The organism is Marivita sp. NO-S04, assembly GCF_059070475.1.
This window is the reverse complement of record NZ_CM180980.1, coordinates 2,627,307-2,641,911: the sequence shown is the minus strand read 5'-3', so window position 1 is coordinate 2,641,911 and position 14,605 is coordinate 2,627,307. Positions and strand designations below refer to the sequence as shown.

The following is a 14,605-nucleotide window of genomic DNA, read 5'->3' as shown; positions in this document are numbered from 1 at the left end:
CATGCCGCTGATCCCGTCCAGCCTGACTGAATTACTCGACCACGGCTTCGATACCGTGATCGATGTGCGCAGCCCTGCCGAATTTGCCGAGGATCATGTGCCCGGTGCCATCAACCTGCCCGTTCTCGACAACGACGAACGGGCGCGGGTGGGCACGATCTATAAGCAGGTCAGCCCGTTTGATGCGCGCAAGATCGGGGCGGCTTTGGTGTTTCGCAATGCCGCTAACCATATCGAAACGTCTTTGTCTCACCATGACGGAGCGTGGCGGCCTCTGGTCTATTGCTGGCGCGGCGGGCAACGGTCGGGGTCGTTTGCGTGGCTGCTTCGGGAAATCGGCTGGCGGTCTGATGTGGTTCAGGGCGGGTACAAGACGTATCGGCGGTTGGTTGTGGACATGCTGCATAACCGGGCGTTGCCTTATCGGTTCGTCCAGTTGGGCGGCTACACGGGCACGGCCAAGACAGAGCTTTTGCCGCTTTTGGCAGCACAAGGCGTGCAGGTGATCGACCTTGAACAGCTGGCGAACCATCGAGGGTCGCTTTTGGGGGCGATGGGGGATCAGCCCTCACAAAAGGCGTTTGAGAGCGCGTTGGCAGGGGAATTATGCCGCCTTGATCCGGCGCGGCCCGTGCTGGTGGAGGCTGAGAGCAGCAAGATAGGGCAGATCCTTCTGCCGCCGTCCCTATGGGACGCTATGAAGGTAGCGCCCTGGATTGAAGTGACTGCGCCCTTGGAGGCGCGGACCGAGTATTTGTTGCGGGCCTATGACGATATCCTGTCGGACAAGGCCACGCTCCATGCACAGTTGGCGCCGCTCAAGGCGCATCGGGGCGAGGCTTTGGTTGCGCGGTGGGTCGGATTGAGCGTGGCGGGCGATAAGCGGGCGCTGACGCGGTCGCTTATGGAAGACCATTATGATCTGGCCTACGCCAAGTCGATGAAGGCGATGGCTCCCAACGTGATTGCGCAGGTTGCGGCAGAGGGTCTGACGCCCGCGCATCTGGAGCAAGTGGCGGCAAAGGTCGCGGTGGCGCTTCAGGCGATGGAGACCTGACCTATAGGGCCATTGTGCAAGTGGCCTATGATGGCGCTGTCGGGGTGTCCGTTTTGGTGCAGTTCTTTGATCAAAGTGTCTGCCTGACCCGCTGGGACTGCGGCCAGCAGTCCGCCGCCTGTTTGCGGATCGAACAGAAGGCGGGTGTGCGGATTGTCGGGAATGTTTGAAAATCCAGCGCGATTGTTTGCATAAAGCGAAGAATGTTCGCCCCGTTCGGAGAGGTCCAGCGCGCCGGGCAGAAGCGGGATCGTGTCCGGTGTCAGGGTGGCGGCTAGGCCAGAAGCAATGCAGATGTTCTGCGTGTGCCCAGCGAGGCCGAACCCGGTGAGATCGGTCATCGCCTGTGCCGCGTCCCGCAAGATTTGGGCTGCGGATTTCTGGCCCTGCTGCATCGCGTCCAACGCGCCCGCGACGTCGGCACCGCGTGCCTTGCCCGACATCAACGCCGCCATGATTACGCCGGTGCCGATGGGTTTGGTCAGGATCAGGATCGCCCCGTCCTGTGCGCCGCCCAAGGTGATGGCCTCGCGGTCGAGCAGGCCCGTGACCGCGAGGCCGATGCTGAGGTCATCGCCAAAAGTGCTGTGACCGCCGACAATGTCTGCGCCTGCGTCCTGCAGGATGGTCTGGGCCGAGGTCAGGATCTCGGTCAGGGTGCGTTCGGCCAAGGGTTCCGACTGGCGGGGCAGGGTAATCGACAGTGTTGCGGCCTGTGGATTGGCGCCCATCGCCCAGATATCGCCCAAGGCGTGATGGGTGGCGATACGAGCCATGACCGCGGGATCGGGCCAGAAGCTGCGCAGATGGTCGGTGGTGAAGACCTGCCGCGCACCGCCCGTATTCAGGAGCGCTGCATCGTCGCCGGGCAGGGGCGTGATGTCGGCGCGCTGTGCCGGTTTCAGCGTGGCCAGCGATTTTGACAGCGCATCACGGCCCAGTTTTGCACCGCAGCCGCCACAGAGTGGTTTGGGGCCCATGGCCTGCTGCACGCCTTTGGCGCGAGGATAGGGTAAGGGAGGTGTGGGCATCTTGGGCAGTTGGTCGAACTGGTCCATGAATTTGCGGTCGATGCGGTCTTTCCAATCCCAGACCCAGGGCCCGGTGAAGGTGACGCCGAAGCGATCACCAAGTGCCGACTTTTTCCCGAGCGAGATAAGCTTCAGGTAATCTTTCTGTGGGACATAGGTTTTCAGCGGACCACCTGAGAGAGAGGAGGCGAGATTATGGAATAGAACAGGGGCTTGCCGCACGGCATAGACGCCCGCCTTGGGCCGGGGGGCGTGGGACATGTGTGCGCAGTCGCCGACAGCAAAGATGCGCGGATCGCTGGTTTGCAGGCGGTCATTGACCGTCAGAAAGCCGTCATGCGTGGTCAGGCCGGTCTGGGCCATCCACTGATAGGGGCGTGCGCCTGCGGCACCGGTGATGAACTGGGCGGTGATGCTGCTCCCGTCGTCAAGGGAGATCGTGTGTTTGCCAAGATGCGTGATCTGGACGTTTTCATGCAGTACGATGTTGAGCGCTTTGATCGCTGCGCGCAGTTGAGTTGCGCTTTTTGCCGGCAGGGCCGACAGTGCGGTTGCGTTGTCGATCAGGTGGATCGTGGCAGGGCGTTTGCGCAGTTTCAAAGCGTGGGCCATTGCCATGGCCAGTTCCGCACCTGCCACGCCGCCACCGATGATTGCGACTGTGGCCGGGCCGGTGCCTTTGCGGAAACTGTCCCATTTGGCGGCGAACGGGCCAAGTGGTTTCGCGGGTACGGCGTGTTCGGTGAAACCGGGCAGGGCGGGCATGTCAGAGGTAATGCCAACATCGACCGCTAGAACGTCGAATCCAACGTGCGGGTGCGTGTCGATCTGGATTGTGCCGCTGTCAGGGTCGATGCCAGTAACCGACCCAAGGATGAGCCGCGCATTCGCGGCCTGCGCGAGGCGGACGAGGTCGATGTCAAGCTGATCGCGGGTGTAGTGTCCGGCAACGAAGCCCGGCAGCATACCGGAATAGGGCGCGGTCGGCCCCGGGTTGATAAGCGTGAGGCGCGCCCCGGGAAGCGGCTTCATCGACCATTTACGCAGCACCAGCGCATGGGTGTGTCCGCCGCCGATGAGAACGAGGTCCTGAGTGAGCGGCAGGGGCGGCTGGTGCATGAGGGCGGTCCTTTGATGGTCAGGCACGGCTTATCACGGTGGTGTCTCCGCGCCTATGCGACGGGTGATCAACTTTCGTAACGTGTCTGTCCGTGGGCGTTTGCGCTAACGAAAGGGGTGACGTGAAGAGCGTGTTGCGCGCGGGTTCGCGGGTGCCACCTTTGCGCGATTCGATTTGGATCACCGAGGCAGTCTGCCTGCTGTGGCCTTTGCAAGCGCCGCTGAGACCCGTCAAAAGCGCAGTATACTTTGGGATACAGAAAAATATTTAATTAACAAAGGCTTAAAAACTTGGGAAAAACCGATGAGTAAGTAAATTTCAAAATCTTAACGCTTGACGAAACAATCCTGCGCCTAGATGAACAGCCAAGAATTGCGAGGAGCGCTGGCTCGGATGGCGGCCTTCGCTCGGGAGGGACGCGACATTGCGACCACGCTAAAGGGCAGGAGAGATCGTCGCCAATGTTGAAATCCATTTTGGTCCCAGTGCGTGGCGACGGCATGGTCGCAACCGTGCTTGCCCATGCAGCCGAACTTGCCAAGCAACACCAAGCGCAGGTCAATGTTGTGCACTGTCGGGCTCAGGCCAATGATTTGCTGCCGCAGGGCATCGTCATGAATGACTTTGCCCGCAAGGTGATGATGGAACAGGCGGTTGAGCTTGCGAACCGTCAGGAAGATCACCTGCGCAAGATTTTGCACCGTCTGGCGCGCGACTTTGGGCTCGAGGAAAACGCGAGCACACCCGATGTTGCGGTCTGTACCTTTGCGGAAGAGCCCGGCCGCATGGCCGATGTTGTCAAGCATGCGGGTCGGTTGTCTGACCTCATCGTACTTCCAAAGCCCCAGCGGGAACGCAACCTCGGCCAGAGCTCGTTGAAAGCAGCGCTTTATGGCGCTGGACGGCCTGTGTTGATCTGTCCGGGACAATTGCAGCCCGATGCCACATTCGCCCAGCACGTGGCGATCGGCTGGAATGGATCACTGCCTGCAGCGCGCGCCGTCGCATCGTCATTGGACATCGTCCATGCCGCCAAGCGCGTCAGCATTCTGACGGGTGGGAAGGTGCAATCTCATGGGCCCAGTGTTGATGAGTTGGTGGACTATTACGCGCTGCGCGGCATCACCGCCGAAGTTGTGCGCTTTACCGGAAAAGATGCCGCCACGGAGCTTCTCAAGACGAGCAAAAGCATCGGAGCCAGCCTGCTGGTTATCGGAGCTTACAGCCACAGCCACGAGACCGAGATGCTGTTTGGAGGCAACACCGAGCGTATCGTGGACAAAACAGAGATGCCCATCCTGATGGCGCATTGAACCACCTCTTTGGCCGAACCAAGGCCGACGACGGGGCACGCCCCAAATCTGAAGCCCGCACATGACGCGGAAACGACTGGTCCGGGAAACCGGGCATTTTAGGGAGGAATACACTATGAAACTGACCAAAAGACTTTTCCTGGGACTGGCCGCAGGCACCGCCCTGGCAACTTTGCCGATTGCAGCTTTGGCGCAAGATTGGCAGCCGAAGCGACCGATCGATTTCACGATCATGGCGGGTCCGGGTGGTGGCGCAGACCAGATCGCGCGGTTCGTGCAATCCGTGGTCGAGGCGAATGACATGACCAACCGGCCCCTGATCCCCACCAACCGCGGTGGCGGCTCTGGCGCAGAGTCCCTTTTGCATCTCAAGGACGCGCGTGACCCGGACCATACGCTGATGGTCACGCTCAATTCGTTCTACACAACGCCGATCCGCCAAGAGGGTCTGGGCGTCGATATCGAGACCTTCACCCCGATCACCATGATGGGCGTCGATCCTTTCGTGCTTTGGGTCCACAAGGATTCTGGCATCACGACCTTTGAAGAGTACATCGCGAAGGTCAAAGAAATGGACGGTGAGTACGTCATGGGTGGAACCGGGACCGGTCAGGAAGACTCGATCGTGATCGCCTACATGGCCGGGGCTTATGATCTGAAGATCAAGTACATCCCGTATGACGGCGGCGGCGCCGTGGCCAAGGACCTTGCAGGTCAACAGATCATGGCCACTGTCAACAACCCCGCCGAAGCCAAGGGCTTTTACGAAGCGGGTGACTTCGTGCCGCTTCTGGCCTTCTCGGACGAGCGTATGGATGCCTATCCGGACGTGCCGACCATGAAGGAAAAAGGCCACGATTTCTCGTATTACAACCAGCGTGCCATCGTCGGTGCGCCGGGCATGTCGGACGAGGCTGCAGCCTATTACCGTGAGGTGTTCGGCAAGGTGTACGACAGTGACGCATGGCAGGACTACCTCGTGTCCGAAAGCCTGTCGCCCCTGCCGATGGATGAGGCGCAAACGCGTGCATATTGGGCAACTCAGGTTGCAACGCACCGCAAGCTTCTGTCCGAAATCGGCGGCTAAGCCATAAATCAGGAAAGGGGGCAGAGATGCGCCAAGGTGAAATATCACTTGCAGGGCTCCTTGCCCTCTTTTCCCTGTATCTGATGTGGAAGAGCACCGAGCTTCCCATCGGGTACATTCGCGGCCAGGGACCGGGTGGTGGCTTTTGGCCGTTCTGGCTGTCGGCCGGCATGCTGCTGAGCTGTGTTGCCATCGCCTGGAATTGGTGGCGCGGCAAGACCCCGGCATCGGTGTCGGATGAACCGCTTATGGATTCATTTGGCTGGCGCACGGTGCTGCATGTTGGCGGTGGGGTCACTGCGTTTGTCGCATTGATTTCGGTGGTTTCGATGTACGGCGCGGTTGCGCTGTTCTTCGTCTACTACCTGCGGTTTCTGGGCAGACATTCCTGGGCGCTGACACTGGCCATTGCGATTATCCTGCCCATCGGCCTGTTCTTCTTTTTCGAAGGGGCGATGCAGATTTCGATGCCGCAAGGCCTGCCATTCACGCAGCCCTTCTTCGATGTGATGTACGACATCATTTACTGACGCCCCCGGGATCCAAGGACCATCATGGAAGCTTTATCTTTTCTGGCCGATGGCGTGCTTGTTGCGCTTGAGCCGCTCAATCTCGTTCTCATTCTGATTGGTGTCACGGTTGGCCTGTTCATTGGGGCGATGCCGGGCTTGGGGTCTGTGAACGGTGTGGCGATCCTTTTGCCGATCACGTTTCTGGTGCCTCCGGGCTCTGCCATCATCTTTCTGGCGGCCATTTACTATGGAGCCATGTATGGAGGGGCGATTTCATCGGTCACCATGGGGATACCCGGCGCCTCGACCGCTGTGGCCACGACGTTTGATGGGCGACCATTGGCGCTTCAGGGGCGGGCCAGTCTGGCATTGGTGACTGCGGCGATTGCCTCTTTCGTGGGGGGCACGGTTGCCAATATTCTGTTCACCCTCTTTGCCCCGCTGCTCGCGACCATGGCGCTGTCGTTTGGGCCCCCCGAAATTTTTGCACTGATGCTGTTGGCCTTTGCGACCTTTGTTGGGCTTGGCGGGGACGATATCCCGAAGACGATCTTTTCGATCTGTCTTGGTCTGGTGCTTGCGACCGTCGGGTTTGACACCATCTCAGGCGAACCGCGCCTCGTGCTGTTCGAGATCGAAGGCTTCCTGCGGGGGATCGGCTTTATCGTGCTGGCCATTGGGGTTTACGGCATCGGCGAGATGCTTTGGACCATCGAGCAAACGCGCGGCGAAGTGACGACGACAAACCCCAAGATGACCTTCAAAGGCATGGTGGCTGATACCAAGGAAGCGGTGCGCAGAGGCTGGAAAGGGACCTGGATCGGTTCGATCCTTGGGTTTTTCGTCGGTGTTTTGCCAGCCGCAGGTGCCACGCCGGGGTCACTGATGTCCTACGGTGTTGCCAAGATGGTGTCAAAGAATCCCGAGGAATACGGGAAGGGGACACCCGATGGGGTCGCGGCCCCGGAGGCGGCCAACAACTCTGCGTCCACAGGGTCTATGTTGCCGATGCTGACACTTGGTATTCCAGGGTCTCCGACCACGGCGATCCTGCTGGGGGGCATGGTCATCTGGGGGCTGACACCGGGTCCACGCCTTTTTGTCGATCAAAGCGAGTTTGTCTGGGGTCTTATCGGATCTTTCTACATCTCGAACATCGCGGCGCTGTTCATCAATCTCGCGTTCATCCCGCTGTTTGTCTGGATGCTGCGGATGCCGTTCACCATCCTTGCGCCGCTGATCTTCGTGCTGTCCATCGTCGGTGGCTTTGCCGCGTCGCGCAGCATGCATGACCTCTGGCTGATCGTTATTTTCGGGCTGTCGGCGTTTTTCTTGCGCAAGTTCGACTACCCGCTGGCACCGGCTGTTCTGGCGATTGTGCTTGGTCCAATTGCCGAACCGACCATGCGCCAATCCCTGCTTTTGTCCTCGGGTGATCCGATGATCTTCTTCACCCGGCCGATCGCAGGGCCTATCACAGTGGTCGCAATCATCCTGATCCTGTTGCCTGCAATCAAGCTTCTGCGCCGCAAACGGTCGGAAAAAATGGCCTGATCCATGTGCTAGCCGTGATCGCGGAACTGGTGTCGCAGATGTAAATTGCCATCGAAGTGCTTTTCTTTGCGCTCTGCCTCGTTAAATAGGGGCAAGGGTGGATCACGGGGCGCAGCTCCGATGGAATAACGAAACAAGACCGACTGACTAAAAGGGGACAGGACTATGGCTACCAACGTCAAAGCACTGCTTGAGGGACATGATGCCGGATCGAAGGCCTTGGGCGCACCGGGGCGGGACTGGCTCAGCTATGGTGGGCTGCGGGATTTGTCGGCGGAAGTGAGCGCGAGCTTGCGCGGCTTCGGGATCGGACCGAGCGACCGGGTGGCGATCGTGCTGCCGAACGGGCCGGAAATGGCTTCGGCGTTTGTCACCATTGCACAGGCGGCGACCACGGCTCCGCTGAACCCGGCCTACCGCGAGGACGAGTACAAGTTCTACATTGAAGACCTTGGGGCCAAGGCGATTGTCCTGGCTGACGGCTATGACGGCCCGGCACTTGGTGCGGCCAAGTCTTTGGGTCTGATGGTGCTGCGCACTGTTGTGGCAGAAGGCTCGCCTGCTGGATCGTTCACCTTGGCAGCCGATGGAGCCACCGGGGATGCGTTGCCAGCCAGCGATCCGAGCGATGACGACGTTGCGCTGATCCTGCACACATCGGGCACCACGTCGCGGCCGAAGATCGTACCGCTCTTGCAATCGAACGTGGCCGCATCGGCGCACAACATTGCGGCGTCTTTGAACCTGACGTCGGATGACCGTTGCCTGAACGTGATGCCGTTGTTCCACATCCATGGCTTGATCGCTGCGGTGTCAGCATCTTTGTCCGTGGGCGCGTCGATCTGGTGCGCGCCGGGCTTTGACGCGCTGCGATTCTTTGGCTGGATGCGTGATGCGACGCCCACATGGTACACCGCCGTGCCGACCATGCATCAGGCCATCCTGACCCGCGCAGGCCGCAACGCGGATGTGATCGCGGAGGTGCCGCTGCGGTTTCTGCGGTCGTCCTCGGCGTCTTTGCCCGCGCAGGTGATGGAGCAGCTGCGCGAGACCTTCAACGCGCCGGTGATCGAGGCTTACGGCATGACCGAAGCCGCGCATCAGATGTGCTGCAATCCGTTCGACCGGCAGAAACCCGGTGCCGTGGGGGTGGCTGCTGGCCCCGAAGTGCGCGTGGCGCATGAGACCGAGAACCGGCTGATCGACGGGACGGGTGAGGTGGTGATTTCCGGCCCGAACGTGACACCCGGCTATGAGAGCAACCCGGATGCAAACGCCAAGAACTTCTTTGAAGCCGATGGCAAGCGCTGGTTCCGCACAGGCGATCAGGGGGCGTTTGACGAAGACGGCTTCCTGCATCTCACCGGGCGATTGAAGGAAATCATCAATCGCGGCGGCGAGAAGGTCTCGCCGCTCGAGGTGGATGGCGTGCTTCTGGATCACCCGGCGATTGCGCAGGTGGTGACCTTTGCTTTGCCGCATCCCAAGTTGGGAGAAGAGGTGGCCGCAGCCGTCGTTCTGAAAGACGGGGTTGAGGCGACAGAGCGGGAGATCCGCGACTTCGCAGCCAGCCGTATGGCCGATTTCAAAGTGCCGCGTAAGGTGATCATTCTTGACGAGATTCCGAAAGGGGCCACCGGCAAGATGCAGCGGATCGGTCTGGCGGAGAAGCTTGGGCTGGTTGAGACGGCGTGATCTGAAGCTGTGAGAATGCGCCGGGTGGCCCCTGTGGGAGCCTCCGGCGGGAGTTTACTTGGCAAGATGAAGGAGGAGCGGTTCGCGGAAAACCAGCGGATCGCTTCTGGGTGAGCGATGAAGATTTGCGTATTCGGAGCGGGCGCCATTGGCGGCTACATGGGTGTGAAGCTGGCGCAGGCCGGGGCAGATGTGAGCCTTGTGGCGCGCGGTCCGCATTTGGCGGCGATGAAGTCCAATGGGTTGAAATTGATCGAAGAGGGTGGTGAGGAAACGGTTGTGTCCGTGACCGCGTCGGACAACCCGGCGGATCTCGGTGTTCAGGATTACATCATCGTCACGCTCAAGGCGCATTCGGTGCCGCCGATTGTCGACAAGATGAAGCCGCTGATCGGGCCGAACACCACAATCGTGTCCGGTGTGAATGGCGTGCCGTGGTGGTATTTCCACAAGATCGGTGGGGAGCATGAGGGCACACGGCTAGAGAGCGTGGACCCCGGCAATGCGCAATGGGACGGGTTCGGGCCGGACCAGGTGCTGGGTTGCGTTGTCTATCCGGCAGCAGAGGTGATCGAGCCCGGTGTGGTAAAGCATATCGAGGGCAACCGCTTTTCGCTTGGGGAGCCGGACGGATCGAAGTCGGAGCGCGCTGTAGCGCTGTCGCAGGCGCTGTCTTCGGCGGGGCTCAAGGCACCGGTGCGGCCCCGGTTGCGGGACGAGATCTGGGTGAAGCTTTGGGGGAACCTGTCCTTCAATCCGATCTCGGCGTTGACCCATGCGACGCTGGATGTTCTTTGTACCGATCCCGGCACGCGGGCGGTGGCCAAGGGCATGATGCTCGAGGCGCAGGAGATTGCCGAGGCGCTGGGTGTGAAGTTCCCGATTGATGTGGAACGGCGCATTGATGGCGGTGCGGCTGTCGGCGCGCACCGCACGTCGATGCTGCAGGATCTGGATCAGGGACGCCCGATGGAGATCGACGCGCTGGTCGGATCGGTGCAGGAGCTGGGCCGCGTGGTGGGTGTGCCAACACCGACAATCGACACGGTGCTGGCGCTGGTGCAGTTGCGGGCGCGGACGGCCGGGCTTTATTCGTAAGCGGCGGTCACGATCACTTCGACTTTAAGTTCGGGGCGGGCCAGTTTGGCCTCCCCGCAGGCGCGGGCGGGGGCGTTGCCTTCGGGCACCCATGCATCCCAGACGGCGTTCATTTCGGCGAAATCGGCCATGTCGGCCACCCAGATGATGGCTTGCAGGATCTGTTCACGGGACGATCCGGCCTGTTTCAGCAGGGCATCTACGCGGGCGAGGCAATCCTGTGTCTGCTCGGTGACGCTGTCGCCTGCACCCACCTGACCGCAGAGATAGACGGTGCCGTTGTGTTTGACGATCTTGCTCATCCGTTGGCCGATCTCTTGGCGTTCGATCATGGGTCTTCTCCTGTTTGATGTTTGCGCTGACACTTGCTGTTGGCGCGCGGATTGTCCAGAACGCTTGGGACAGATGAGGGGAGAGATCAGATGTCCGACACGCGCGCGCGCAAACGGTTCCGGTCGCAGGAATGGTTCGACAATCCCAACAATCCGGGCATGACCGCGCTTTATCTGGAGCGCTATCAGAACCAGAGCTTTACCCAAGGGGAGTTGCAGGCCGAAAAGCCGATCATCGGGATTGCCAATACCGGGTCTGATTTGGCGCCGTGCAACAAGATCCACGTGTTCCTGATGGACCGGATCAAGGCGGGGATTCGCGATGGTGGGGGCATTCCAATGGAATTCCCGGTGCATCCGATTCAGGAGACTGGCAAGCGCCCGACGGCGGCGTTGGACCGGAACCTTGCCTATCTGAGCCTTGTCGAAGTGCTGCATGGCTATCCGATCGACGGGGTTGTTCTGACCACGGGCTGTGACAAGACCACGCCTGCGCAGCTCATGGGCGCGGCGACGATGGATATTCCGGCGATTGCGCTGAATGGTGGGCCGATGCTGGACGGTTGGTACAAGGGCAAGCGCGCAGGCTCTGGCACGACGATCTGGGAAGGGCGGCGGCTGATGGCGCGGGGCGAGATCGGGTATGATGAGTTCATGGAACTGGCCTGTGCGTCGTCTCCATCCTTGGGGCATTGCAACACGATGGGCACGGCGAGCACGATGAACGCGATGGCCGAGGCGCTGGGCATGTCGTTGCCGGGCAATTCAGCGATCCCGGCCCCGTTCCGGGAACGGATGGCGATGGCCTATGAAACTGGCAAGCGCTGTGTGCAGATGGTGCTGGAGGATCTGAAGCCGTCGGACATCCTGACGCGCGAGGCGTTCGAGAATGCGATTGTGGTCAATGCCGCCATTGGGGGATCGACCAACGCGCCGCCGCATTTGCAGGCGATTGCGCGGCATGCTGGGGTCGAATTGGACGTGACCGATTGGGAGAAGATCGGGTTCGATGTGCCTTTGATGGTGAACATGCAGCCTGCGGGCGAATATCTTGGTGAGAGTTTCTATCGTGCGGGCGGGGTGCCCGCGGTGATGGGCGAATTGCGAAAAGCCGGGCGATTGCATGAGGGGGTGATGACGGCCTCGGGGCAGCAGTTGGGGGATGTGCTGGCGTCTTGGGAGAGTTTGGACCGGGACGTGATCACCACCTACGACGCGCCGCTGCGGGACAAGGCGGGGTTCAAGGTGCTGTCGGGGAACCTGTTTGAGTCAGCATTGATGAAAACCTCGGTGATTTCGCCGGATTTCCGCAAGCGGTTCCTGTCGACGCCTGGCGCCGAGGGTGTGTTCGAGGCGCGGGCCATCGTGTTTGAGGGGCCGGAGGATTATCACGACCGGATCAATGATCCGGGTTTGGCGATTGATGAAGAGTGTATTCTTTTCATTCGCAATGTGGGGTGTGTCGGATATCCCGGGTCTGCCGAGGTGGTGAACATGCAGCCGCCGGATGCGCTGGTAAAGGCGGGGATCAACCATTTGCCCACCGTGGGCGATGGACGGCAGTCCGGGACATCGGAAAGCCCCTCGATCCTGAACGCGTCTCCTGAAGCGGTGGTGGGCGGCGGCCTGGCCTATTTGCAGACAGGGGACCGGGTGCGGCTGGATCTGAATACCTCGACCCTGAACGCACTGGTGGATGAGGCCGAGTGGGAGGCGCGCAAAGCGATTTGGGAGGCTCCGGAGATCGTCAACCAGACGCCGTGGCAGGAGATCTATCGCCGTCATGTCGGGCAGTTGGCGGAAGGTGGGTGCCTTGAATTGGCGACGGCGTATCAGCGGATTGCCAAGGATTTGCCACGCGACAATCACTGAGCGGGGTATGGGGGCGCTGCCCCCGTCGCCCGATGGGCGACTCCCCCGGAGTTTATGGGCAAGATGAAGCAGGGGCTGTGTTATGGGACAGACGATCATTATCACGGGTGCGGGCAGCGGGATTGGCTGTGCCTGTGCCGAAGCGTTTCTTGAAGCGGGCTGGAAGGTCGGGCTGGTCGGGCGACGGGCGGCACCGTTGGAGGAGATCGCGGCGGGGTCGGAGGCGGCTCTGGCGCTGCCCTGCGACGTGACCGACGAGGCGGCGGTGGATGCCGCCTTTACCAAGGTGATGGAGCGTTGGGGGCGGCTTGATGCACTCTTCAACAATGCAGGCACGGGTGTGTTTGGCGCGACCATTGACGAGATCCCGCTGGAGGATTGGAAGCGCTGTATCGACGTGAACCTGACGGGCAGTTTCCTGTGTGCGCGGGCGGCGTTTGCGCGGATGCGGATGCAGGACCCGCAAGGGGGGCGGATCATCAACAATGGGTCAATCTCGGCCCATGTGCCGCGCTGGGGGTCAGTGCCTTATACGGCGACCAAACATGGCGTAACCGGGCTCACGCGGACGCTGTCGCTGGACGGGCGGGCGTTCAACATCGCCTGCGGGCAGATCGACATCGGCAATGCCGAGACCGAGATCGTGCACGGGCTGCGGACGCAGGCCGAAGCGGCGGGCAAGCCGGTAGAGCCGGTGATGGATGTGGCGCATGTGGCGTCGTCGGTGCTGCATATGGCCAGCCTGCCGCTGGATGCCAATGTGCAGTTCATGACCGTGATGGCGACCACCATGCCCTATATCGGTCGCGGCTAGATTTCCCTTGGAATCTGCGTGAGCTTCGTGCGTTTATGCCCTCAGAGACAAGGGAGGAGATTACCATGATCAAGCGCGCATTTCTCAAGCTCGCTGGGACAACGGCACTGGCGCTGACGCTGGGCACGGGGGCATTTGCCCAAGAGGTCACGTTGCGGATGCACCAGTTCTTGCCGGCGCAAGCCAATGTGCCAAAGAACGTGTTGGTGCCCTGGGCAGACCGGGTGATGGAAGCATCAGGTGGGCGGATCGAGATCCAGCATTTTCCGTCGATGCAATTGGGCGGCACACCGCCGCAGCTGATCGACCAGGCGATTGACGGTGTGGCCGATATCATCTGGACCGTGGCGGGTTATACGCCGGGGCGTTTCCCGCGGGCCGAAGTGTTCGAGTTGCCGTTCACCATGACCGATGCGGGCGACATGTCGGCGGCCTATTGGGAACTGGCTGAAGAGCAGATGATGGATCAGGACTTTGCCGATTTCAAAGTGCTGGGCGTGTGGGTACATGGCCCCGGCGTGATCCATTCTGCCGATCCGATTGAGGTGCCGGGGGATCTGAACGGGGTGAAGCTGCGTGCGCCGACGCGGGTGACGAACAAGCTGTTCACCAATCTGGGCGCGACCACTGTGGGTATGCCGGTGCCAGCCATTCCCGAGGCGCTGTCCAAAGGGGTGGTCGATGCGACCGTGATCCCGTGGGAAGTGACCGGCGCTTTGAAGGTTGCGGAACTGGTGGAGAACCACACCGAGTTTGAAGGCAACGCGATCTACACCACCACGTTTATCTTCGCTATGAACAAGGAAAAGTACGAGAGCCTGCCGGATGACCTAAAGGCGGCGATCGATTCCCAGTCGGGGGCCGACTTCAGCCGCATGGCAGGCACGCAGATGCAGTTGGATGATGGCCCGAGCCGCGAGGCGGCTTTGGATATGGGCAATAACCTGATCTCTATCTCTGAAGCGGATGCGGGTCCGTGGCGCGATGCTGCGGCGGCAACAACTGCCGAGTGGATCGCCGAGATGGATGAAAAGGGGATCGACGGAAATGCCTTGATCGCGCGGGCGAATGAGCTTTTGGACAAGCACAACACGCAGTAAAGCGTGCAGCGTCGCCCGGC

Annotated in this window: 12 protein-coding genes; 10 read left to right on the top strand and 2 right to left on the bottom strand. The window is 60.8% G+C overall.

What is annotated here, in order from left to right; all coding sequences use genetic code 11:
- Position 1 precedes the first annotated feature (1 nt).
- Positions 2 to 1,057 carry a tRNA 2-selenouridine(34) synthase MnmH gene (gene mnmH, locus ACK3EW_RS13470; RefSeq protein WP_493806635.1) on the top strand — a complete coding sequence of 352 codons (1,056 nt, stop codon included), beginning with the start codon at positions 2 to 4 and terminating at the stop codon, positions 1,055 to 1,057.
- Here mnmH and selD read toward each other — a convergent pair.
- Positions 1,039 to 3,207 (bottom strand): selenide, water dikinase SelD, encoded by a 2,169-nt coding sequence (selD, locus tag ACK3EW_RS13465; RefSeq protein ID WP_493806634.1) that lies wholly within the window; start codon positions 3,205 to 3,207, stop codon positions 1,039 to 1,041. The two genes, mnmH and selD, sit on opposite strands and share 19 nt — an antisense overlap.
- Positions 3,208 to 3,669: 462 nt before the next feature.
- On the opposite strand from selD, the gene ACK3EW_RS13460 reads away from it, so the two are divergent.
- The 6 genes from ACK3EW_RS13460 (at position 3,670) to ACK3EW_RS13435 (ending at position 10,467) form a co-directional block, all read left to right on the top strand.
- Entirely contained in the window at positions 3,670 to 4,521 is an 852-nt protein-coding gene (locus ACK3EW_RS13460; protein ID WP_493806633.1) for a universal stress protein, read from the top strand.
- Positions 4,522 to 4,636: 115 nt separating this feature from the next.
- Positions 4,637 to 5,608 (top strand): Bug family tripartite tricarboxylate transporter substrate binding protein, encoded by a 972-nt coding sequence (locus ACK3EW_RS13455; protein ID WP_439120290.1) that lies wholly within the window; start codon positions 4,637 to 4,639, stop codon positions 5,606 to 5,608.
- A 26-nt stretch (positions 5,609 to 5,634) separates the two neighbouring features.
- Positions 5,635 to 6,138: a tripartite tricarboxylate transporter TctB family protein gene (locus ACK3EW_RS13450; RefSeq protein WP_439120289.1), complete on the top strand. Its 504-nt coding sequence runs from the start codon at positions 5,635 to 5,637 to the stop codon at positions 6,136 to 6,138.
- A 24-nt stretch (positions 6,139 to 6,162) separates the two neighbouring features.
- On the top strand, positions 6,163 to 7,674 hold the full coding sequence (locus tag ACK3EW_RS13445; RefSeq protein WP_439120288.1) for a tripartite tricarboxylate transporter permease: 1,512 nt from the start codon (positions 6,163 to 6,165) through the stop codon (positions 7,672 to 7,674).
- A gap of 165 nt (positions 7,675 to 7,839) precedes the next feature.
- On the top strand, positions 7,840 to 9,369 hold the full coding sequence (locus ACK3EW_RS13440) for an acyl--CoA ligase (RefSeq protein ID WP_493806632.1): 1,530 nt from the start codon (positions 7,840 to 7,842) through the stop codon (positions 9,367 to 9,369).
- 117 nt (positions 9,370 to 9,486) lie between these two features.
- Positions 9,487 to 10,467, top strand: a complete 981-nt coding sequence (locus ACK3EW_RS13435) for a 2-dehydropantoate 2-reductase (protein WP_493806631.1) — start codon at positions 9,487 to 9,489, stop codon at positions 10,465 to 10,467.
- On the opposite strand, the gene ACK3EW_RS13430 is transcribed toward ACK3EW_RS13435, so the two are convergent.
- Complete coding sequence (locus tag ACK3EW_RS13430; protein ID WP_493806630.1) at positions 10,458 to 10,799, bottom strand: RidA family protein; 342 nt, start codon at positions 10,797 to 10,799, stop codon at positions 10,458 to 10,460. The genes ACK3EW_RS13435 and ACK3EW_RS13430 overlap by 10 nt on opposite strands.
- A 90-nt stretch (positions 10,800 to 10,889) precedes the next feature.
- Here ACK3EW_RS13430 and ACK3EW_RS13425 point away from each other — a divergent pair, with 90 nt between their 5' ends.
- From ACK3EW_RS13425 to ACK3EW_RS13415, 3 genes are all read left to right on the top strand, one after another.
- Positions 10,890 to 12,671, top strand: a complete 1,782-nt coding sequence (locus tag ACK3EW_RS13425) for an IlvD/Edd family dehydratase (protein ID WP_493806629.1) — start codon at positions 10,890 to 10,892, stop codon at positions 12,669 to 12,671.
- Between the two features lie 82 nt (positions 12,672 to 12,753).
- Positions 12,754 to 13,485, top strand: coding sequence for an SDR family oxidoreductase (locus tag ACK3EW_RS13420; protein WP_493806628.1), 732 nt, complete (start codon positions 12,754 to 12,756; stop codon positions 13,483 to 13,485).
- Between the two features lie 65 nt (positions 13,486 to 13,550).
- Complete coding sequence (locus tag ACK3EW_RS13415) at positions 13,551 to 14,585, top strand: TRAP transporter substrate-binding protein (protein WP_493806627.1); 1,035 nt, start codon at positions 13,551 to 13,553, stop codon at positions 14,583 to 14,585.
- The last annotated feature ends 20 nt before the right edge of the window (positions 14,586 to 14,605 follow it).